Annotated in this window: 23 protein-coding genes; 14 read left to right on the top strand and 9 right to left on the bottom strand. The window is 42.3% G+C overall.

Translation table 11 applies throughout. The features are described 5' to 3' along the window. Positions 1-10: 10 nt before the first annotated feature. Entirely contained in the window at positions 11-1,306 is a 1,296-nt protein-coding gene (locus L0B18_RS02395; RefSeq protein ID WP_234567553.1) for an MATE family efflux transporter, read from the bottom strand. 12 nt (positions 1,307-1,318) lie between these two features. Continuing rightward, entirely contained in the window at positions 1,319-1,810 is a 492-nt protein-coding gene (locus L0B18_RS02400) for an MgtC/SapB family protein (protein ID WP_234567554.1), read from the bottom strand. 79 nt (positions 1,811-1,889) lie between these two features. Here L0B18_RS02400 and tmpT point away from each other — a divergent pair, with 79 nt between their 5' ends. The 5 genes from tmpT to coaD all read left to right on the top strand — a co-directional run bounded on the left by tmpT (position 1,890) and on the right by coaD (position 5,283). Next, complete coding sequence (gene tmpT / locus L0B18_RS02405; RefSeq protein ID WP_234567555.1) at positions 1,890-2,555, top strand: thiopurine S-methyltransferase; 666 nt, start codon at positions 1,890-1,892, stop codon at positions 2,553-2,555. A 125-nt stretch (positions 2,556-2,680) separates the two neighbouring features. Continuing rightward, positions 2,681-3,157: a hypothetical protein gene (locus L0B18_RS02410; protein WP_234567556.1), complete on the top strand. Its 477-nt coding sequence runs from the start codon at positions 2,681-2,683 to the stop codon at positions 3,155-3,157. Position 3,158: 1 nt separating this feature from the next. Then, positions 3,159-4,058, top strand: a complete 900-nt coding sequence (locus L0B18_RS02415; RefSeq protein ID WP_234567557.1) for a hypothetical protein — start codon at positions 3,159-3,161, stop codon at positions 4,056-4,058. Further along, a complete protein-coding gene (rsmD, locus tag L0B18_RS02420; RefSeq protein WP_234567559.1) occupies positions 4,039-4,590 on the top strand; it encodes a 16S rRNA (guanine(966)-N(2))-methyltransferase RsmD in 552 nt (183 codons plus the stop codon). Before L0B18_RS02415 ends, rsmD begins: the two co-directional genes overlap by 20 nt. Positions 4,591-4,791: 201 nt before the next feature. Further along, positions 4,792-5,283: a pantetheine-phosphate adenylyltransferase gene (coaD, locus tag L0B18_RS02425; protein WP_234567560.1), complete on the top strand. Its 492-nt coding sequence runs from the start codon at positions 4,792-4,794 to the stop codon at positions 5,281-5,283. Positions 5,284-5,333: 50 nt separating this feature from the next. Here coaD and L0B18_RS02430 read toward each other — a convergent pair whose 3' ends face one another. Further along, positions 5,334-6,074, bottom strand: coding sequence for a DUF1835 domain-containing protein (locus L0B18_RS02430; protein ID WP_234567561.1), 741 nt, complete (start codon positions 6,072-6,074; stop codon positions 5,334-5,336). 127 nt (positions 6,075-6,201) lie between these two features. Between L0B18_RS02430 and L0B18_RS02435 the strand changes: the two genes are divergently transcribed. From L0B18_RS02435 to gghA, 6 genes are all read left to right on the top strand, one after another. Continuing rightward, positions 6,202-7,395, top strand: coding sequence for a pyridoxal phosphate-dependent aminotransferase (locus L0B18_RS02435; protein ID WP_234567562.1), 1,194 nt, complete (start codon positions 6,202-6,204; stop codon positions 7,393-7,395). Positions 7,396-7,516: 121 nt separating this feature from the next. Next, complete coding sequence (locus L0B18_RS02440) at positions 7,517-7,792, top strand: FmdB family zinc ribbon protein (protein ID WP_234567563.1); 276 nt, start codon at positions 7,517-7,519, stop codon at positions 7,790-7,792. Positions 7,793-7,794: 2 nt separating this feature from the next. Then, positions 7,795-8,382: a GbsR/MarR family transcriptional regulator gene (locus tag L0B18_RS02445; RefSeq protein WP_234567564.1), complete on the top strand. Its 588-nt coding sequence runs from the start codon at positions 7,795-7,797 to the stop codon at positions 8,380-8,382. A 4-nt stretch (positions 8,383-8,386) separates the two neighbouring features. Next, complete coding sequence (locus L0B18_RS02450; protein ID WP_234567565.1) at positions 8,387-8,749, top strand: YraN family protein; 363 nt, start codon at positions 8,387-8,389, stop codon at positions 8,747-8,749. Positions 8,750-8,809: 60 nt separating this feature from the next. Beyond that, a complete protein-coding gene (locus L0B18_RS02455) occupies positions 8,810-9,571 on the top strand; it encodes a lysophospholipid acyltransferase family protein (RefSeq protein WP_234567566.1) in 762 nt (253 codons plus the stop codon). Positions 9,572-9,667: 96 nt separating this feature from the next. Further along, complete coding sequence (gghA, locus tag L0B18_RS02460) at positions 9,668-12,025, top strand: glucosylglycerol hydrolase (RefSeq protein WP_234567567.1); 2,358 nt, start codon at positions 9,668-9,670, stop codon at positions 12,023-12,025. 39 nt (positions 12,026-12,064) lie between these two features. On the opposite strand, the gene L0B18_RS02465 is transcribed toward gghA, so the two are convergent. Continuing rightward, positions 12,065-12,316: a hypothetical protein gene (locus tag L0B18_RS02465; RefSeq protein WP_234567568.1), complete on the bottom strand. Its 252-nt coding sequence runs from the start codon at positions 12,314-12,316 to the stop codon at positions 12,065-12,067. 269 nt (positions 12,317-12,585) lie between these two features. On the opposite strand from L0B18_RS02465, the gene L0B18_RS02470 reads away from it, so the two are divergent. Next, complete coding sequence (locus L0B18_RS02470; protein WP_234567570.1) at positions 12,586-12,975, top strand: hypothetical protein; 390 nt, start codon at positions 12,586-12,588, stop codon at positions 12,973-12,975. A gap of 56 nt (positions 12,976-13,031) precedes the next feature. On the opposite strand, the gene L0B18_RS02475 is transcribed toward L0B18_RS02470, so the two are convergent. The 4 genes from L0B18_RS02475 to L0B18_RS02490 form a co-directional block, all read right to left on the bottom strand. Then, positions 13,032-15,362, bottom strand: coding sequence for an InlB B-repeat-containing protein (locus L0B18_RS02475; protein ID WP_234567571.1), 2,331 nt, complete (start codon positions 15,360-15,362; stop codon positions 13,032-13,034). Between the two features lie 196 nt (positions 15,363-15,558). Then, the gene (locus L0B18_RS02480) at positions 15,559-18,003 is read right to left on the bottom strand and encodes an outer membrane beta-barrel family protein (RefSeq protein WP_234567572.1); all 2,445 of its coding nucleotides are present in this window, start codon (positions 18,001-18,003) and stop codon (positions 15,559-15,561) included. 167 nt (positions 18,004-18,170) lie between these two features. Next, positions 18,171-19,433, bottom strand: a complete 1,263-nt coding sequence (locus L0B18_RS02485; protein ID WP_234567573.1) for a type IX secretion system histidine kinase PorY — start codon at positions 19,431-19,433, stop codon at positions 18,171-18,173. Between the two features lie 2 nt (positions 19,434-19,435). Beyond that, positions 19,436-20,119, bottom strand: coding sequence for a response regulator transcription factor (locus L0B18_RS02490; RefSeq protein WP_234567574.1), 684 nt, complete (start codon positions 20,117-20,119; stop codon positions 19,436-19,438). Positions 20,120-20,263: 144 nt separating this feature from the next. Between L0B18_RS02490 and L0B18_RS02495 the strand changes: the two genes are divergently transcribed. Together L0B18_RS02495 and L0B18_RS02500 are read left to right on the top strand one after the other, a co-directional pair. Then, entirely contained in the window at positions 20,264-20,575 is a 312-nt protein-coding gene (locus tag L0B18_RS02495; RefSeq protein ID WP_234567575.1) for a DUF4258 domain-containing protein, read from the top strand. Next, positions 20,575-20,796: a hypothetical protein gene (locus L0B18_RS02500; protein ID WP_234567576.1), complete on the top strand. Its 222-nt coding sequence runs from the start codon at positions 20,575-20,577 to the stop codon at positions 20,794-20,796. Before L0B18_RS02495 ends, L0B18_RS02500 begins: the two co-directional genes overlap by 1 nt. 172 nt (positions 20,797-20,968) lie before the next feature. Here L0B18_RS02500 and L0B18_RS02505 read toward each other — a convergent pair whose 3' ends face one another. Then, positions 20,969-22,219, bottom strand: a complete 1,251-nt coding sequence (locus tag L0B18_RS02505; protein WP_234567577.1) for a sugar MFS transporter — start codon at positions 22,217-22,219, stop codon at positions 20,969-20,971. Positions 22,220-22,280: the final 61 nt, after the last annotated feature.

Raw genomic sequence — 22,280 nt, forward strand, 5'->3', positions numbered from 1 at the left:
TTTTGTAAATCTATGTCTTCAATACAGTTCGAGGCAAATAAAAACCTAATGCTATTCCGCGGGTTACCATAAACAGAACCATAGCCAGCCAAAGGCCGTGTTTGCCAAAATAATAGGTAGCGATATAGTAAGCCGGAAGAAACACAAAAAAAGTGGAGAGAATCATAGTGTTTCTCATCGCTTTTGTTTCGGTCGCCCCGATATAAATTCCATCAAAGATATAACAAAAGCTGGATACCACCGGAGCGAGGACAGTCCAGAAAAGCACGGTTTTTGCTACAGCGATTACATCCGTCTTATCCGTAAAAATAGCGAGAATCTGATTGCCGAAAAGCCCATATGCTACCGTACCCATCAAGCCGAGAAAAAGCCCCCACCCAATATTGTACCATACTGCTTTTGCCAATTGATCTTTTTCTAAACTGCCTTTAAATCGCCCTACAAGGCTTTCGGCTGCATAGGCAAATCCGTCAATGCCGTACGAAACAATAAACCATAATTGAAGCAGAATTGTATTTGCGGCGAGAATCAAATCACCTTGTTGAGCCGACACAGCTGTAAAGAATGAAAATGTAAAAATAAGGCAGAGTGTCCGGATAAAGATATCCCGGTTGACTGAAAAGTATTTTTTGAGCTCGTCTACATTCAACAAAAGCTTCTGTTTGTAGTGAGAGAGATACCTTTTATACCTAAACCAAAAAAGTGATGCTGCCAGCAGCAATGCCAGGTAAGTCGAAATCAATGTACCGTACGCCACTCCATCCACATGCATATCCAAACCATAGATAAAGGATACGTTAAAGATGATATTCAACAGGTTCAAAACAATGGTGATGATCATCGGGTACTTCGCATTCTGCATTCCCAAAAACCACCCGTTTATGCCATATAAAGCCAGTACGGCGGGTGCCGTATAAATGCGAATGTCAAAATAGACACGTGTGTATTCGGCAACTTCCCGCGTGCTGTCTATCATCCACAAACTAAACTTGGCAATAGGAACTTGAAACAGAACGATGACAAGCCCAATTGCCAGCGCAAGAAATTGAACTCTGGCGAGAATCATGACCATATTCACACGGTCTCGTCTGCCGTATTCCTGGGCGGTTAACCCGGTTGTACCCATTCTCAGGAATCCGAATCCCCAGAAGATAAAATTGAAAATAACACTTCCAACGGCTAATGCTCCCAGGTAATAAACTTCATCAAGATGACCAACAAGAGCGGTATCTACAACTCCCAAAAGCGGAACCGACAGGTTGCTGATGATGTTCGGAATAGCCAGGCGTAAGATGTTTCGGTTCAACCGGGAAGTTGTTTACTGCTGATTTTCTTCCTTAAAAGTTGCGGGTTTTTTGCCTTCAATCCAATTTTGAATTCGGCCTATGACCATCAGTATGATGATTACCATTAAAGTGAGAATAAATGAGAGAGTAAATTGGTTCAGGGCAACAGCCATACCAATACCCGAAACAAATAAAATGGAGGCAGCAGTGGTTAAGCCTTCAACCGTATTAATTTGATCTTTAAAGATAATAGTACCCGCGCCCAAAAAACTTATGCCGGTAATAATGGCTTCCATAATACGAATAGGATCGGTCTGAAGCGTGTCGGGTATGGTTGTCTCTGAAAATTGCTGAATCATAATATCCCCTAAAATCACAAAAAGAGTCGATGCGCCGGAGATAAGCATGTGCGTTCGAAATCCGGCTGGTTTTGAAGCCCATTCCCTTTCAAGTCCAATCAACCCTCCTAAAAAAATAGAGAAGGCTACTTTCCATACAACTCCCCATTGCGGATATAACTCCATAGCGTTCCTTTTTATATCTTCCTTTATTTATTTGATTCAACTCAAAAGTTGAAAAAATGATTCAATAAAACTCTCTCAAATGGAATTAAGTTACTGGCAAAGTAAGTGGAGAAAAGGGAAAACCGGTTTTCATATGGAAGAGGGATATCCCGGCCTCGCCACCCATTGGAAAAGTTTGGGATTGGATCATCCTGTAGTTCTTGTCCCTCTTTGTGGAAAAAGTAAAGATCTTCTCTTTCTCGCGGAACATTGTGAAAAAGTTGTAGGAGTTGAAATTTCTGAGCTTGCAGTTCATCAGTTTCTTAAAGAAAACAAACTTGAAGCCAATATAACCTCTTTTGCAAATTTTAGCATTTACAAAACCGGGAATATAGAAATCTGGCAGGGCGATTTTTTCAAACTGCCGGGCCATAAATTCCCGCCCTTTGACTTGGTTTATGACAAAGCCGCAATGATCGCGCTGCCACCCGACATGCGAAGAACGTATGTCTCCAAAGTTCTTGAGCTTGTTTCTGTTCATACTCAAATCCTTTTGCATCTTTTTGACTATCCACAGGAAGAAATGACAGGCCCTCCTTTTAGTGTACCGGTGACAGAAGTAAAAGATTATTTTGGAAAACACTTTACAATCGACATACTTGAAAGAAATGAACTGGGCATAAATTATTACAAAAAATTTCAAAATCGGGGACTTAACAGCTACTTCATTGAAATATTATCACTACTTTTACCTAAAGAAGGGTAATTGAGAAATTTGATTGTAAACTTTTGCTCCCAGTCGATTAGAAAGTTGCATATCATATTGTCTGCAATTATTTTGTCTCTTCTAAAATTCATTTACGATATCGCAAACCAATACATTTTTCTCACATGAATTTAAATACTCGAAACAACATCTTAACCATTGTTTTAGCTGTGCTCATTGTTATTCTCTCATGGTTTTTGTATCGATCTCTTGTAGAGCCATATCAGAGAGTTCTTGAAGAAGAAGCAATGGTAGAACGCGTACGACATCGTATGGAAGTAGTTCGGGATGTGCTTGTACAGTATAAAAATCGCAAAGGCGATTTTCCTCCAACCGACGGCGGCTTAGACAGTCTTGTTACTTTCCTTAAAACAGATTCTTTGATGGTAGCCCGCGGGGATACTCTTTTTGAATTTATGGCGCCGGATAGCTACAGCCCGGATTCTGTCATTTATTCACCACGCCCTCCACATGTGCGGTTTGAATACACCTTGAATGATACTCTTCGGCCACAAATCTACCTGCTGAAGAATCCTGAGTCTGAGGATGCCATTGGTGATTTGGAACGTACTACGTTATTGAACGCTCCAAACTGGAATTAGTATGGTTGATGGCGGTTCTTGTCTTGGCGTATGCTATACAGATAACCATCTTTTTTACTCTGTAAATACACCCGGACAAGACGCCCATCTGGCTCGCATCGGCAGCATCGATTTCAGTTTCGATATTGAAGAGACGATAATAACCGGCAATTCCTCGGGCTTTCCCGCCCTCCGCAATTCACTTGAGGAATTAAAGGAAGAATTTAACTGCAGTACTGCAAGAATTCTTGCTCCCGCTACAGAAGAATGCTGGACTATTGTTCCACGGGCAGTATATGAAGACGCTTCAGAACGGGAAGCTCATATCCAGCTGTTAATGCACGGCAGCGAACGACGTGAAATCCAGGCGATCTGGCATTCGGTTAGTAATGCTGATTATCGCCTTCTTTTGTTAAGAGATAATTCCAGTCTGCATGGGTTCAGCTACTTGCTGAACGCTTTCGGAACAGTTGATATCGTTACGGATTTCGAAATTGCAACAGACTGGCAGATGCATAACAACAGCGGCGGCACTTTTCTGATAGTCCACTGCCAGAAAAATTACATTTCCGTTACATCCTTTATTCTGGGAAAATTGAGAGGCTGTACTTACATCGAATATGATGATATGGCGGATCTGCCTTACCTCTGGAGTCTTTATGAAGGAAAACTATCCTGGCTGGGCGGTATTCACGATAAAACTTTCGTATATGGCTTTTACAGCAGCCCCATCACAGAGATTCTTCAATCTTACTGGTATCATCATGGAGAAATTGTAACGATGAATTCTCTTCGGGAAATGAATGTTGAAGCGGATGAAAAAACGTACGGCTTCAGATTGGAAGGCGCATTTCCCGCCATTCTAATGAGCTTAAACAAGGATTTGGAAAAAACCGAAATCCATGAGAATTATAACGGGTAAATTTAAAGGCAGAACCATCCCCGCCCCAAAAACCGGTCTGCTTCGTCCCACCTCCGACCGAGCCAAAGAAGCTCTCTTCTCCGTCATTGATGCCCGCACATATTTCGATAATACACGCATCCTCGATCTTTTTGCCGGATCCGGAAGTCTCGGAATCGAAGCTCTTTCTCGGGGAGCTGAATCGTGCCTGTTTGTGGATATAGAACCCGAGCACATCAAGCACATTGAAAAATTGGGCCGACAACTGGGTATTGAAGATCAAATTCGTACGCTTACGATAGAAGCAGAGGCCTTTCTACAGACAAATGCAGGCGGGTTTGATTTCATTTTCTGTGATCCACCATACGACTATTATGATATGGAAGGACTGCCAGACACTATCCTTTCCGGCGGTTGGCTGAACAAAGATGGCTGGTTTATTCTTGAACACGATAAAACTCATGATTTTGAACCGCATGAACATTGCGTTTATTCAAAAGCATATGGCCGCACCGTTGTTGCGATGTTCAAATCAAATAAGGACGAATTTTAGGATTTATCTTTGGTTCCGCAGTTAGTGGATAATAGTAGCTGTAGACTCATCATTTGATCGTCAGATTCAAAAACTTATTTTTTTTATGTGTTTTTGTTTTCAGGTTTTTGAACAACAAACCACCAACAATGCACAACATCCAATAAATTTAAAAAGATTGCTATCTTACTCTCTCGCTACTAATCATTCAAATGTTTATCTATGAACCACACAGCCATATATCCCGGTTCTTTTGATCCGCTTACAAACGGACATCTCGACATCCTCAAACGGGGCGTTCAAATGTTCGACAAAGTGATTGTAACCGTGGCCGTAAACAACAAGAAAAAGGCTGTATTTACAGGACAGGAGCGCGTTGAACTGATTAAAGAGGCCATAAAAGGCAAAGATTGGGCTGATAAAGTTGAGGTGGAACAATTTACCGGACTGTTGATTGATTATGCCCGGAAAAAAGAGGTCAATGTTCTTCTACGCGGCGTCCGCCAGATTTCTGATTTTGAATACGAATTCAGAATGGCGCTCACAAATCGCCGGCTCGCTCCCGAAATTGATACGCTTTTCCTGATGCCTGATGAGCAACTTACCTTTATTTCGGCCACTATTGTTAAAGAAGTTGCCGAATGGAATGGAGATTTGAGCAGCTTTGTGCCAGACCATGTGGCGAAGGCTTTGAGAGAGAAGTACGGTCATTGAGAATTAAAGACCTTCTGAAATAACGTGCGTTAAAGATAAAAAGACTCACATTAAGATAGCTCATCCAACAACCGCTTTACCTGTAAATCCCCAAATCCGTAGATGCTTTCCCTCTTGTTGAATTCTCTGAAGATGGTTCCAAAATCATCGGTTTTCAGCTCTTCTCGGATTTCAATCAGAGATTCTGTAGGTCTGCCATGATTGCCATTTGAAGGAATTCTATCGATGTGAGCCTGAATCGCCGGAAGGAGAAATGGAAGATCATTTTCCAATTCTTTGCCGATTTCCAACATCTCATCCGTTTTTTCCAACTGATACAGTTCCCAAAGTGCTGCAAGTTTCTCAATTTGGGTGAGCTTCCTCTTGTTTTCAAAAATGCCCAATAATTCAGCTTCGTTTAATCCTCCGAAGCCGAACCGGGTATGTATCTCCGGCCTGACAAGATAGATGGAATACTCCTTTGAAGGATCTCTCAGCAAGCTACACACAAACCAAAAATTCACCTGGCAAAACAGGTCATCTTCAAACCATAGATTAATTTCTGCACCGTGTGGAAGGTTAGAGATTTTTTCAAATTCAGATGCTGTTTTCGGATAGTAATCTTCTTTTGTAAATCCTTCATAGTTCTCCGAAATGAACCGAGAACGGGTTTCGAAAAGATTCTCCAAAGAATCTCCGTCTACAGGTCCATCCACCAAACATTCTCGAGCCACAATGATTTCACCCGGAATTTGTCTGGGAAATTGTTCTTTGAGAGCATCTCCATTTAAAATGTGGTATTGAGTGATCATAAAATTGAAAATGAATGAAGTCAAACTCAAAATATAATGGAATTCATATTAGAAAATGCTGAATTCCGTAAATCCTTTTGGTAACTTTCAGATTGGTAAATTTCGGAAAAATCTTAAAATCAATAAAATGATCTCAAAAAGAGCTCAAAACGTATCACCATCACAAACCATGAAAGTCTCGGGCAGGGCGAAAGAACTTGCACGGGAAGGAAAGTCTATCATCTCATTAAGCGCCGGCGAACCGGATTTTAAAACACCGGCTCACATTTGCAACGCGGCTATTGATGCCATCACCGAAGGATTTCACGGCTACACGATGAATACCGGTATGCCCGAATTACGGGAAGCGATCAGTGAAAAACTAAAACGGGAAAATCGCATTGACATCCCGCCATCACAAATTGTACTCTCAAACGGCGCAAAGCAGTCCGTAGGATTTACCCTGCTGGCAACGATTGATAAAGGAGATGAAGTGATTATTCCGGCTCCATATTGGGTTTCTTATCCCGAGATGGTGAAACTGGCTGAAGGCGATCCGGTAATTGTAAACACACAATTTTCCAATAATTACAAGCTGACAGCCGAGCAGCTTGAAGAAGCTCTGACCGATAAAACCAAAGCAATCATTCTGTGCTCGCCATCGAACCCAACGGGCTCATGCTACACCCGCAACGAGCTAAAAGAGCTGGCTTCTGTTTTGGATGAATATCCCGATGTGATCATTCTTTCGGATGAGATCTACGAATATATCGTTTTTGAGGGCGAGCATGTGAGCATACTAAATGCAGCTCCTCATCTCAAAGACCGCACTGTGGTGATCAATGGATTTTCGAAAGGGTTTGCCATGACCGGCTGGCGACTCGGTTATATGGCAGGGCCAAAACCCATTGCCGATGCCGTTGCAAAAATCCAAAGCCAGGAAACCTCGGCCCCATCTTCCATTTCCCAAAAAGCGGGACTTGCCGCATATACCGGCACCATGAAGCCCGTTGAGGATATGAAAGCAGCTTTTAAAAAACGTCGTGATTATATTGTACAGGCATTGCAGGCTATTGAAGGTGTTGAATGCTTTACGCCATCCGGCGCTTTTTATGTGTTTCCTGATGTTCACGTTTTCCTGGGCAAATCAACCCCGGACGGAAACGTAATTGAAACCACAACCGATCTGGCAATCTACCTGCTTGAAGAGTTTGGAGTGGCTACTGTACCCGGTGATGCATTTGGCGAACCGAGTGGGTTACGCCTCAGTTATGCCGCCTCCATGGACGATCTTGAGGAAGCGATGGTCAGAATCAGCAAGGGGTTGTCCTCTTTATCATAACGTTGCTATCTTTGTGGGTAACTTTTTTCTAAATACATCTGTCAGGATGGTAATAAAATAAGGTTTGGCACATTTTATGCTTAGAGTGTGACGTAACTACTCAATAAGACAATTTTTAATTATGCCAACATACGAATACAAACGTGAAGACGGATCCGTGTTTGAAATCACACAAAGCATCAACGACGATCCTCTTGAAACATGTCCAACCACAGGCCAGCCAGTAAAACGCATCATCTCCGGCGGCGGCGGTGTAGTCTACAAAGGCACAGGCTGGTACGTAACGGATTACAAGAACGGTGCTCACAAAAACATCAACAATTCTGAACCAAAAACTTCAGGAAAAACTGATTCAACAGAATCTAAAGCGAAAGACTCCAAAGATTCCAAGGAGTAACAGTGGAACAAAACGATTCCCTAAAATCAGACACACACCAGCAAGCCATCGACCAGTTTGTACTTCTCTGGGGTGAGATGGCTTCTGCCTGGGGAATCAACAAAACGATGGCTCAGATTCACGCACTGCTCTATGCCGAGAGCGAACCGCTGGATACGGATGCGATCATGAAACAGTTGTCGATCAGCCGGGGAAATGCCAACATGAATCTCCGGAATCTGCTGCATTGGCAACTGGTTCAAAAAGTACATTATAAGGGTGAGCGGCGTGATTTTTATACGGCCGAAAAAGATGTTTGGAATATCGTGGCCATCCTGATCCGGGAACGTCATCAGCGCGAAATTGAGCCGATTAAAGACAATCTCACAAAAACTCTCGAATTTTTTGAGGAGGACAGTTCTGATGAACAAACCGAAGCCGAATTCAAGGAAAGGCTCGAAAATTTTATCGAATTCCTGGAAATGTTCGATCGGTTCACAAAAGCCTTACTTCCATACATCAACAAGAAAAACCTGACGTTTCTGAAGCACCTTGTAAAACTGGCCGAAGCCCATCAATCACTGAAGGGAAACAAGCCGGTTAAAGAGTGATCTTATGAGCAAGAGCCATCGAAAAATTGGCGATGAGGGAGAAGATATTGCCGTTGCTTATCTTGAAGCGAAAGGCTGGCACATTATTGACCGAAACTATTTTTTTGAGAAAGCCGAAGTTGATATTGTAGCCACGGACGGAACCTTTATCATTTTTGTAGAAGTAAAATTGCGGTCGGGTATTTTTTTCGGAAGGCCGGAAGAATTTGTCACCCCCGGAAAAGAAAAAAACATTAAGAAAGCAGCCGAAGCCTGGGTTTACGAACGAAAAATGGAAACGGCTATGGTACGCTTTGATATTATCGCCATTGTTCAAAAAAAGGGCGGGGAATCGGAAATTTCTCATTTTGAAGACGCCTTCAGGTAGCTCTTTATTGACGGTTCTATCACCATATATTATATGTATTGAGAAATTGTAGGAATTAAAATGGCTGCCAGACAACGGTTTACTTTTATCGAATACCTCCGGAGTGCACTATCCATTTTGCTGTTTTTTGTACTTCTTTTGATTTTTACGCCGGTCATCTTCGTACTTTTAATTCTCTCTTTTGGCAGGCTGACCAATTTTGTCATAGAACGAATTGCCCCGGCCATTGCTATTCCCGTATTACGAGTTGCCGGAATCAATTTCAGGATCAAAAAATATGTAGATCCTATTCCCGCTCCGGCTGTTTATATCGTTAATCATAGTTCCACTCTCGACCTTCTTACCATTCTTGCCCTCGGGCTTCCAAAAGCCCGTTTTGTAGCCAAATGGCAACTTCAGTACAATCCCATTTTTTTCGTATTGGGTCATCTTACGGGCCAGGTTTTTATCCGCCGCGAACATTCTGACAAAGCCGTGGAAACCCTGAAAAAGAATGTGGATCGAATCAAAAAAAATAATTTATCTATCATGCTGGCCCCGGAAGGTTCGAGGAAACACCGCGGTATTATTGGCCCATTTAAAAAAGGCCCTTTCCGGATGGCTATGGATTTGGGATATCCCATTGTGCCGATCTATTTTGAAGGCAACCGGGAATTAAGTACCGAGGATTTTTTAATCACTAAATCGGGAACATGCACCGCCCATATTCATCCAGCTATCGATACATCCGGATGGTCGATGGAAAAACTGGACATTCATATTTATGATATTCGCAATCTTTACCTGAAATGGGCCGGTGTAGAAAATGATGAGATTGTGTAAAGCAATCGCTCATTATTATTTTATTGCATACATTTAAAGCTAATTATCATCCATATATTCTAGTACCGTCTACCCATTGATCTAATTTTTTAGGACATGAAAATCTCAATAAACGAGAATAGCACTGCTGAATTTTCTGAACGTATTCAACTCAAATCAAAGAAGGGGATAACAACTTCGAATGCCGATTTTTTTGCGGCAAACCTGGGCTCACATGTGGAAGAAAATGAGACCCGTTTCCTGCTTTGGCATCCTAAAATCAAGGAAACCAAACAAGTATTCATTGACTTTTACCTGCCGGATATTGACCTACTATTCGACAAGCCGGAACAGCATACCACGATGACTTACTATCGGTTTGAAACAACGTGTGTGGATGATTTTTCTCTTGTTGTTATGAATAATCTGCCGGTTGGAAATCGAAATCATTTTGGTGCTTTTTACCAATTTATTTTCATGTCTGATGAGGGTGAAGAAACCATTGTTCGCGACCCCATGGCGTGGTCTATGCCGTACGGAATTAATGCCCCGGCTGAGGTTTATGATGTCAATTCTGTACTTTCTGCAAGAAAGGATAAAGAGTATTTTGAAAATCTTCGCAACAGTTTCAAGACAGAAGAAACCAACAGGGTTCAGCCATCCACAAATTTACTCGAAATTCATACCGGAACCGCCACAATGGATGGCACACTCGGCTCTCTTGCCAATCGCTATAAACAGATTGCAACAGCGCTTGGAAATGGCGAACAACTCTCTCCTGATGAAAAAAACCTGATTGGGTTCGACGGTATCGAATTAATGCCTGTGGATCCTGTGATTGAACATCCGGAGAGCACTGCTTTCTGGAGTACAATCCAGACTCCTGAAGAAAATGGCACTGAAATTACACTTCACATCCGCAAACCGAATGTTACAAATTGGGGATATGACATTGTTATTTTCGGATCGGCAGCGGTCAATCCGTCTATTCTTTCAACAGGCCGCCCGCATGAACTTCTTGACTTGATTGAAACTCTTCACAATTTCCCAAATGGACCTAAAAAGGTAGTTCTGGATGTGGTTTACGGACACGCTGACAATCAGTCCGTAGACTTATTGCCGGAAGAGTTTTTTGCCGGTCCCGGTATTTATGGGCAAAATGTAAATATCAAACATCCATTGGTTCGAGCCGCCATTCTCGAAATGCAGCGACGTAAAATGAACTGGGGATTCGACGGCATTCGTGTAGACAGTGCTCACGATTTTAAATACTATGTTGCCGAGTTTGACGAGGTTCATTATGACGATGAATTTCTGAAAGAGATGAGCGAAGTGGAACAAACCGTTGCGGGAGTTTCTTACAAGCCCTGGATGATTTTTGAAGACGGCCGGCCATGGCCCCGAACTGATTGGGAGCTGGCCTGCACCTATCGCGTGGTTACCGAAAAGCAGAAACATCCGTATCAATGGTCACCCATGATTTTTGCCTATAATACGCCTTATAATTACACGTATTGGGTATCAAAGTGGTGGCGCCTGAAAGAACAGTTTGAGTACGGAGACAAATGGATTACCGGGTACGCCAATCACGATACCATGCGGCGGGGCATCCAGGCAAACCCGGAAACGGTTAACATAAATTTTCTTCTGGGTAACTCCCTGAAGATGGTGATGATCAATGCCTATAACAATCCGTCAACCACACTGTTGATGAATGCTTTTTTGCCCGGGGTTCCGATGGATTTTGTTCAGGCGCTCGGCAATACGCCGTGGAGCTTTTTCAGAAATACGGATGCTAAATTTGCGATTAAAGTCGCAGCTGAAGATGCTTATTTCACCGAGTGGCAAATCACAGATATTGAATATCGTAATTCACGCTTCTTTAAAAAGTTGAAGAATCTCGGTTTCCGAAACCTCGAAGATCTGCGACGTTTTGCCAAGGCACTTCTGAGTTTTGTGAGAGTCACCGATTACGATCCTGAAAATATTGTTGACCTCATCAATCAAACCAAACCATCTTTTAAACCGGCTGAATGGTCGTTGGAAAAACTGAATGAGTACGCTGAATCCTGGATGACCGACATTCACGAATATTGCAATGCCGATATGCAGGCAGATTACATGGATGTGAAAAAGTCGGACTTTAATTTAAGTACCCGGGAGTACCGGCTTAAAAATGGCTGGTTGAATAACAGTTTTACATCAGCCGACTTCTTAAAATACAGGGAGCCTGTTGAAGGAGCCGTTATTTATTATGGACATCGGAAGAACCCTGAAACCGGAAAAGAGTTGATTTTTATCGCGAATATGGAAGGTCAGTCTCGGCAAATAACTCCTGTAAACCTTGACCTCCCAATAAACAACCCGAACGAGTGGGAAGTGGCTTTAGCAACGCCATCTGTTCGGGCTCGGAAAATTGATCAGCCTATTCGTTTATCTATTTCTCAGGGAATTCTTTTTGAAAAAAAAGTATAGGATAAGATCGTTTCTTTTTAATAAAGTATATGCAAAAATCTATTTTTCTCTGTAGAAATATATTTTTTTATTGGAAGCGTCTTTACCACTCTTAATCTTCACATTATTCTCTTGATTGTACTGATAAACCGCTGTTCTCATTGAATTTACACTTTTATCATTTGTATATGAAACTTCAACAGCCTGTCCACCTGGTTCCAGCTTATCCAAAGCATCCATAAGTGGCTTGAATTTGGAAGATCGCCTCTTGCTTGATTTAATTTGGGTTCTTTTCACAAACTTTATATTCATAACTAAACAATAACTTTACTTTTTTTAAGAACTTATTTAAGACTCGACAATATTAGATCATCTATTTCTTGAAAGGAAAAAAGAAAATAATATTTTCCTAAACCTATTTCAATCGTTGAAAATTAAAATTACCTCCATAAATATTATTCATGAATTTTTGATAGAAAAGTTGTATAAAATCCTGACTAATTAGCTACACCCGAACATAGTTCGTAACGGGTTATTCATTATTCTTACAAACACATACATTTTAATTTTAAAATTATAATATGCTTGAAACTACAAGACATAATTATAGATTAATTACTATTCTGATTTCAACGCTTGGAGCAGGAATTCCACTTTGGACAACAAACAGACGCCAAATTGACTTTGCTGACACCGAATTCCTCCTTACATGGGTTGGTATTGGGTTGTTGGCCTCACTGGTTGTTCGTTTTGTGGTAAACTTAAAAATACGTGATATGATTGGCTGTTTCTCTATTGGGTATGTTATAGCCGTTGTGCTTCATTTTGTGAGCTCCATACTTGTAGATAATTATGTACAGGCAAGGTTTGAACTCTCTTTATTACTTGCAATTCTTGTAGGGGCTCTTTCGGGATGGCTTGGATCCCTGATGTGGATGGGACTCAGGAAGAGTAATGGGAAAAAAGCATAAAAAATGCACAATCTCAGTCTCTGAAATTGTGCATTTCCAGATATATTTAGTGCGGCTTAATCCTTCACACATCTTAGCGGAGCACCTCCTGATTTCGCTCCGACATCCATCACACTGTCAGAGTTTGTAATCCATATCATTTCTCCATTTTCGCTATCTGCCTCTTCATTTGACCAATAAATAACCGAGCTGCCTCTTCCATTCAGATTACCAGAAGTAGTGATTACACCAGCACCATGAATTCTCAATAATGAATCAAAAGCATCTGAGAGATTTCCATGAGCCATTCCATCATCACTTTTCGGCGCAGAAAGAAAATCTGCCCATTCATCGCTGCCTGGTATATGCCACTTACTACCAAACGCCATCCGACATGGATCATTTTCTATATCCCAGTCGCTGTTCTTTTCCTCACCAATTGGCCAGCCACCCCCAGGTATACGGCTACTCCCATCATGATAATATCCCTGCCTTTTGTTAAACTGAAAAAACCATCCAGCGCGGCCGTCATCAGAATCGACCTCATTTTTTACAGCACCGGTAGAGCCAAGATTTCTCTCAATCCAAATTTTATCAACTCCGCCTTTCCATTGCGATTCTACTAGCCTGTAAGAACGCTCTTCAAACTGAGAATCTCCGCTTGGCGTAACACCATCGAGAAATCCATGTGAAACGTATCCCGCTACAAGCTCTACAGTTTCCCCAAAGGCTGTTCCGGCTTTGTTGATCGCATATGCCCTCGCATAGTAGGTACTTCCTTGTGTGAGGCCAGTTAGTTTACTTGTAAATGAGCCAAGGCCCTCTCCATCAGAAGCGCAGTCGTCAGTGGTATTTGGAAACTCATCGCCAGTTGACCAGCATACGCCCCGTTCCGTCACTTCCAAACCGCCATCATCATGAACCGTACCATCAATGAAAACGGAAGTTATACGCATGTCGCTCCATTCATTGGTTTCTACTTCAGCTCTTCCGCCAAAAATTGCAATGATATTCATATCACCTGTTACTGTTACGGTTTCAGGATTATTGTCGCCGGAAAGATCTCCTCCCCATTCTTTGAATACTGCCAGTTCATCAGGATCTGCTGTTATTTCAATTTCATCTCCATAGGAGTAGGAATCTTTAGACGGTTCAATATTTATACTTCCATTCCCTTCAGTTGCGAGATCAACATCATATTGGGCTTCAGTAAAGATGGCGGCCACACTCTTGTTGCCGTCGATGGTTATTTCTATTGGATTGTCGTCTCCATCCAGATCGCCCTCCCAATGCTCAAACTTCCAGCCGGCATCCGGTTCGGCCGTAAGTTCTACTATTGTATTCTTTTCATACGTTTTGGCCTTTCCTGTCACTTCCTGGCTCACACTTCCCTCGCCATCAATGGTTACATCAAGGTCAAAACTGTTGTCGGCAAAAACAGCGGTTACCGTTTTGTCGCCATCCATTGTGATCTCTTTGGGATTCTCGTTTCCATCCAGATCTCCTTCCCAGCGGACAAATCTCCATCCGGATTCGGGATTGGCCGTAAGCTCTATGGTGGATTCATAAGGATAACTTGTTTTTGAAGCCTCATCCACCAATTGCTGATCTATACTTCCCTGACCGGTTATTTCAACGGTTAATTCATATTCGCCTCTCTCAAATACGGCTGTTACTTCTTTTTCGCCATCAATAGTAATTTCAGTAGGATTTTCTGTGCCCTCGATATCTCCTTCCCATCTGGCGAACTGCCAGCCTTCCGCCGGATTTGCCGTCACTTTCACTACCGTTTCGTATTGATAATCTTTGGCTGGCTCTTCTACTATTTCTTCGGTTACATTTCCCTCTCCCTGAGATGTTACTGTGAGCGGATAATCTTTTCTTTCAAATACAGCGGTTACACTTTTTGCTTCATCCATCGCAAGGGTCTGTGGATTTTCATTCCCGGAAAGATCATCCCGCCACTCTACAAACACCCAGCCATCATCCGCTACAGCGTTCAATTCCACTTCTGTACCGATTTCATAATCAGTTTTTTTTGACTGGATGATATCCTCTTCAACTCGACCACCGCCATCGATAGTGATTTCCAGCGGGTATTGAAGTTTTTCAAAAACAGCTGTGAAAACCATATCGCTTTCTATGGTCACTACAATTGGATTTTCTGTTCCGCTAATATCTCCTTCCCATGACGAAAATATCCAAGTATCATTTGCCGCTGCTCTCACCTCAATATCAGTTCCTTCATCATATTCGCCAGTAATAGGAGTTACACTACCCGCTTCAGAAGGCGTTACAGATCCTTCAATAGAATAACGGTTTGATGAATTACTTGAACAGGAAATGCTGAATATTATCGCAAAAATTGAAAGAAGGGCACCATACCCAAATCGTGTAGCGGTTCTCATAATAGTCTTTATCTGATTTTGTATTTACACATGGTTATCTATATAACTATGCGTATTGGAAATCAGGAAGGGACCATTTTTTTGCGTTTGAGCTCTCTTGGGGTTCTTGAAAATGTATCTTAAAAAGAAAAGCGCCGGCCCGGGAAAACCAGGCAGGCGCTATTGGACAATAAGATTTGTAAAGAATTAAATGAAATTACCGCCCGCGATAACCTCCTCTGTCACCACCACCGCCGGAAACTCCTCCGAAGTTGTACCGAAAATTAAGCCTGAATGAACGTGTGGACCATTGGTAATTACTGTCGGTGTAGGAGTTAGGATTGATGATTTCTCCATCGTACTGACGCGAATTCAACAGGTCGCGAATGCTTAAAGAAATTGTAGCTTTTCGATTGAAAAACTCTTTTGAAAGACCGGAACTTACAAACATACTGCCGTCTTCACGGCCCTGGGTTGTCTGCTGAGAACTTGAATAATGAAGCTGACTTTGCAAATTCCAGCTTTCCAAAAATCTCCATCTAAGCCGCAAACGACCGGTAGCTCTGCCTGTTGAACTGCTATATACTTCATCCTGGTATTCTCCTTCACGATCTGACTGGAAAATATTCAGGCTGCCAGAAAGCTGAAAATTACTGAACAACTCTTGGTCGGCAGAAAATTCAACACCCCACGCATCTTCCGTTGCGAGGTTAATAGGACGAGTGGTCGTTATTCCCTGGCCATCGATGGTGGAAACCCGCTCAATCACTTCGGTTCTGTGGCGGTAGTAAAGGCTTGTGAGAAGTGAACCGGAACTCCAGTAACGCAGGTAACCCACTTCATAAGAATTGCCAAATTCCGGTTTTAATTCGGGATTTCCGACCCTTCGATTCCTCGTATCTGAAATTTCTGTAAACGGAAGCAGCATTCGGGACCATGGCCTGTCTATCCGGCGGCTGTAACTGACCTGAAAAGAATTTTTCTCGTTCAATGTGTAGGACAGGAAAACACTCGGAAAAAGATTCAGATAATCCTGATCGCTTCCTTCCCCTGTGCGATCAAGTTCTGTTTGAATACGGGTATTTTCTGCCCGCACTCCAACCTGGTAACTAAAATCTCCGGTTTCGCCCGCAAGAGTTGTATAAAGTGCATTTACGTTTTCAAAGTAGGTGAAATTATCACTGATGCCCAGGTTATTATCGGGCACAACCCATTGTCCGTTTTGCTGTTCTTCAATAGTATAATCGTTATCCATCCAGTCAAAATTTAAACGCATTCCGGCTTCAAGCCTGCCGTTGCTGCCGAGCGGCCTTTCATAATCAGTATCAAAACGCATCTCCTGGTAGGTCTCATCAGAAAAAGTACGCTGATTAAGCGGACTCCCATCACCCTCTTCAATCAGTTGGATAAGGTTTGAATTCTGATCTTGTTTTCCGAATTCAAAATCCGCATCGGCTGTGAGCCTGTGATCGGAACCTTCAAACCGGTTTTCGTATTGCAGGCGTACATCAAAATCATTCTCACGATTTTCTTCTACATCTTCGCGATTGGTTCGTTTTAAAATATCCCAGCTATCAAACACATTCCGATACACGCCCGGACTTCCGGGATCGTAATCGGTATAAATCACATCCGATTCCTCTTGTTCATTTTCAAGGCTGATTCGGGTTGAAACCGTCAACATCTGGCTGGACGGAAGGTAGAAATCGGCCCCAAGATTAGCGCTTCCTTCTTTTTGGGTTTCGTCGGATTCACTGGTCTCGCGATAGGCGTACGTTGTATCCCCGCTGAAACTTTGAAATGTACTTCCTGAACCGGGATCTTGTTCGTATTCAACCTCGAAATTCCCAAACCAGTTGATATTATTCCTGTGATAATTCAGATTGGCTCCCAGCCCGTGATCCTGCGGATAACCGGTATTTGCCTGGATACTTCCATTGAGGCCAAACCGAACATCATCCACAAGTTTAATATTAATAATCCCGCCGGTTCCCTCGGCAGAATATCTGGCTGAAGGATTGGTGATAATTTCCACTTCCTCAATTACATTCGACGGAAGACTGCTCAGGGCTTCAGTACCATTCCGAACCAGGCTGGATGGCCGCCCGTTAATTAAAATCTGTACGCCGGAATTTCCTCTCAGGGATACATTCCCTTCATAATCTACCGTGATGGACGGTACGTTATCGAGCACATCGAGAGCAGATCCCCCAAGGCTTGTGATATCCTGACCCACACTGAAGGAGCGGCTGTCAAAATTCATTCTCATGTACGAACGCTCTCCCTCCACAATCACTTCGTCCATCATCGCTTCTTCCGTTTGAAGCGCAATAGTTCCGAGATCAAGCGTTTCTCCGGCTGATAAATCAAGGTTTACCCGATGCATTCGGTAGGAGACATATGAAATACGCAAAACATAAGTACCGGGATCAATACTAATTGAAAAACGACCATTGCTATCACTCGAAGTCCCTGTTAAAATTTCTGTTTCTGCCTGGTCGAAAACGGCTATCGTTGCATTGGGAATGGAACTGCCGTCAATGTCTTCAACGATTCCTGTAATTTCAGCTTGACTCTCTCCTGATGATTGGGCCAGGATTGTACTTGTGCACCACCCGTAAATCCCGAGGAATACAATAACGTAAATGGTTAATTTTTTCATCAATCTAATGTCTGTATTTCTGATTTTCTCCCAAATTAAAACTTGATATTGCACAAATTTTGTATCAAATCTGAAGCAATTCTGAAGAATAGATCTTGTTTTACATCTTTTTATGATTCTTTGCTTCAGAAAAAAATCGACCAGAAACCTGAGAAAAGGTTTAGTTTTTATTTCAAACGGATTTCAATTCGGTGCCAATTATCAGAATATGTGTATACAATTGATAAATGGTTTTGATCAACAATTCGTTTGATGATAGAAAGGCCAAGTCCAATAGATTCAGAACTTTGTTCCGCTTTTCTGAATCTTTCGAACAGTTGATCGGGGTTTACCTCCGGATCTTCTCCGGTATTGGCAATGACCAGTTTTCTCTCCTCTAAATGGATACGGATTTTTCCGTTTTCCACATTGTGGCGAATGGCATTTTGAAAAAGATTCGTCCATAAAATATCCGCCAAAACCGGGTGCATGTTGATGTGAACATCATCCTCAATTTCAGTTTCAACCGTTAAGTTATTTAGAGCAATAAATTCCCGGAAGGCCTCCAGGCTCTCTTTGATCACATCACTGAGGTTGATTGACTCATTATTTTCAAATTCATGATTTTCAATCTTGGTCAGCAGGGCTAACGATTCACTTAACCGGGATAATTTTTTAACCGACTTTTCGAGTGATTCCACATATTTATACTGCTCTTCCGTAAGCGGCGTTTCCGTCAACAACTCTAGTTTCCCCTTGGCAATAGCGAGCGGCGTTTGGAGTTCGTGAGAGGCATTTTCAGCAAATTCCTTCAAATTCTTATAATCGGATACGGCCTTCCGGGTCATCTCTTCAACAAACCGGTTCAAATCATTAAACTCTTTCACACCGGTTTTCTCAGCCGGTACATATTCTTTTTTCTGAAGCTTAAAGTTGGCAATTTTATTAAGAGTTTCACGAAATGGCTTGAACAATCTCCCGGATACCAGAAAGCCCACACCAATCGCACCAATTATTTGCATTCCCAAAATCCAAAGCAGAGTTTTGATGACAGCTTCCGTAATGTCATCAGGCTCAATCATAGCCCCGTACGTTGAGATGTAATACGAGCGCCCGTCTATATTTCGATAGGCAGAAACTTTTACATTTTGTTCACTCTGCTCAAGACGATCGGAATAGATAAGCGTATCACCAACCTCAATCCTCTCTTCAACAGGATATTCGAGCTGATGAACCACCAGATTCCGGTCTCCATCAACATTTCTGCGGGGATGAAATCTTCGTCCGTGCTCCAGAAGATAGGTTACACGATCAATCCGCTCCATGAACTCCCAAGTAAGTTCTCGGTCAATTTCATCTTTGATAATGAAATAGGAGATCACCCCGCCAATGCCCAAAACAATTACCGTAATGATCAGGTAGATCAAAATAAACCGTGTGATCAGTTTCATGCTCAGGATCCGTTCCCTTTAAATTTGTACCCGATACTGTACACGCTTTCGATATAATCATTTGCACCGGCTTCCACCAGTTTTTTCCTCAGGTTTTTGATATGCTGATACACAAAATCGAGGTTTTCAAGGTGATCTACATAATCACCCCACAAATGTTCGGCAATATTCTGTTTGGATAAAACCCGGTTTTTGTTGGATGCGAAATAGAGAAGAAGATCGTACTCTTTGGGCGTTACATCTACGAGGTCATCATTCACTAACACTTCGCGGGTTTTTGTGTTGATAGAAATTTCATTGGCCCGCACAATTTCGCTGCCGCCAAGATTATTACGCCGGTTTACGGCTTTGATTCGTGCCTGCAGCTCCGGCAACTGAAACGGTTTGGTGAGGTAATCGTCGGCACCCAGTTCGAGGCCGGTTACTTTATCATCCAAAGAATTTTTTGCGGAAATGATGATAGTGCCGGTTTCGGGATTTACCGATTTCAGCTCGCGCAAAACCTGAAGTCCGTCGCCTTTTGGAATCATGATATCAATGAGCACCACATCATAGGTGTAGGACATGATTTTGTCAAACGCCTCATCATAATCGACGGCCGTTTCACACCGGTACCCTTCTCTCTCCAAATACTTCAGGATATTCTCCAAAAGATCCCTGTTGTCTTCAACAATCAATAATTTCATAGCACTTAAAATATATGCTATAATTTTGAAGGAAAACTGAAGGGTATTTATATCTCAAAATTTGCTTCTTATATATTTTTTAAAGTTAATTGAAATAATTTTTTAGAATTCAAGACACTGTTCATCAGTTCAAAACGTTAGCTTATGAAGCTAATCGAAGAAATTCGTTTAAAAATCGGAAAGAATCGATTTGAGTTTTCAAAACATGCTGTTGATCAAAGTATCATGCGTGATATATCTGTTCAAGAAGTAAGAGAAGTTGTATTGGGAGAATCAAAGATTATTGAAAACTACCCGGAAGATAAGTATGGACCAAGTTGCCTTATATTTGGGTATACAACTACTAACAGGCCAATTCATATCCAATGTAGTTATCCATCGCGTGATATTCTGAAAATTATTACATTGTATGAACCTGATCCTGAAAAGTGGCTCAACTTTGAAAATCGTAAGTAATGAATCCCCAAAAAGAATCCCTTAGTAAACGTTTGGTAAATTACTCTTTAGAGTTCGAAGGGAAATTCTATATTATTGAAAATGTACCTGCTCGGGTAAATGAAGAGACGGGAGAACAGTACTTCTCTCCCGAAACTGTTGAGCATATTCGGAAAACAATTACGAGCCATTCCAAGCCTAAAAAAACAATCGAAACGCCCGTCTTTGATTATTCGGATTGATTAGGATAGAATACTCATTCAGAAGGCCTCCTTCTAACATGCCCGATGGGAGCTCTGCTACAGGTGATACGCAGCCCAAATCCGGCTACCCCTTGGTTATGTAAATTGTCCTCTCAACATATTTTACGTCGGGCTTTTTTCTCTGGTGTTCTTTTTAGATAACTGTTCCCTGTCATTCTCCTTTCCCAAACTCAATTGTCTTATTGCTCACCAGCGGTTTCGCCCAGAATCCGATACTCAAAATATATCCAAAAGTAATGTAGAGAAAGAACATGCCTGTCCGCAGACCGAAAGCGTCACCCAAAGAACCCACAATCAGCGGAACAACGGCACCGCCTACAATTCCCGAAACCAATATACCGGAAAATGTACCATGATGTTCGGCAACGGAATTGAGGGCCAGCGAAATAATAACCGACCACATGACCGCGGCAAAAAAGCCGACGGCAGGAAATGCCAGGAGGGCGACCTCACCGCTTCCAAAAAGTGCAGCGGAGAGGCTGATAATAGCACCAATGGTGAAAACGACGAGAACATTTCGGCTGTCCATCACTTTCAATAGCAAAAGGCCCAAAAATGTACCGGCCGTGAGCATTCCCCAAAACCAGGAAACCGTGCTGGCGCCTGTGGTTTGTGGATCATACCCATGATAGGTAGAGAGGAATTCAGAAATCCAGTTGGCTACTCCCTGTTCCGAACCCACGTAGGCAAAAATTCCCAGGAAAAAGAGCCAAACCATGGGATTTTTAATCAATTCTTTGTGTGTTTCCCAGGCGCCGACTTTTTCATCTTCCTTTCGCTCTACAACTTTAGGAAACGGCGAAACGGCAATTACTACTACCATTATGAGAGACAGAACTGCAAACAACCAATAGAGCGAAACCCAGGGCAATTCCGGAGGAACCACAGCTTCGAGAGAGGTTAAAAGGAAATTGCTGGTTTCGGCACTTCCGAGATTGAGGACGAGGTACGAATATGCCAGCGGACTCAAAAACGATGCTGCACCAAAAAAAAGCTGTCCCAGCACGGAATTGAATGCAAAATGCTCTTCACCGCCGGCTTCCCGGAGAAGCGGATTGATCGCAACCTGGAGCATCGCCATACCGGTCCCGATCAAAAACAGGGAGATAATGGCAACAAGATAATTGGGGAACAATGCAAAAAAGAGAGCCCCGATAAAAGAGACAAGAAAAGCGGCTACGATCACAATCTTGTCACTGTATTTTTCAATGAGCAGGCCAGATGGAATGGACATCACTCCATACGCAATAAAGAAGGCAAATGGCAGCAGGGCAACCATTGTGAGACTCAGGTTAAAATCCTCTATGATTTCAGGGACAAGCGGACCAATGATGTTTGTCAAAAAAGAGATGACAAAAAAGACGATCATGATCAGTACAACAAGGAAGTAATTTCGTTTCATAGCGAATCCCGGTTTAAAATGATTGGGTGAGGTTGAAAAACAGGCCTCCTCACATATCACA

It is taken from the genome of Rhodohalobacter sp. 614A (assembly GCF_021462415.1).
Classification (GTDB): domain Bacteria; phylum Bacteroidota; class Rhodothermia; order Balneolales; family Balneolaceae; genus Rhodohalobacter.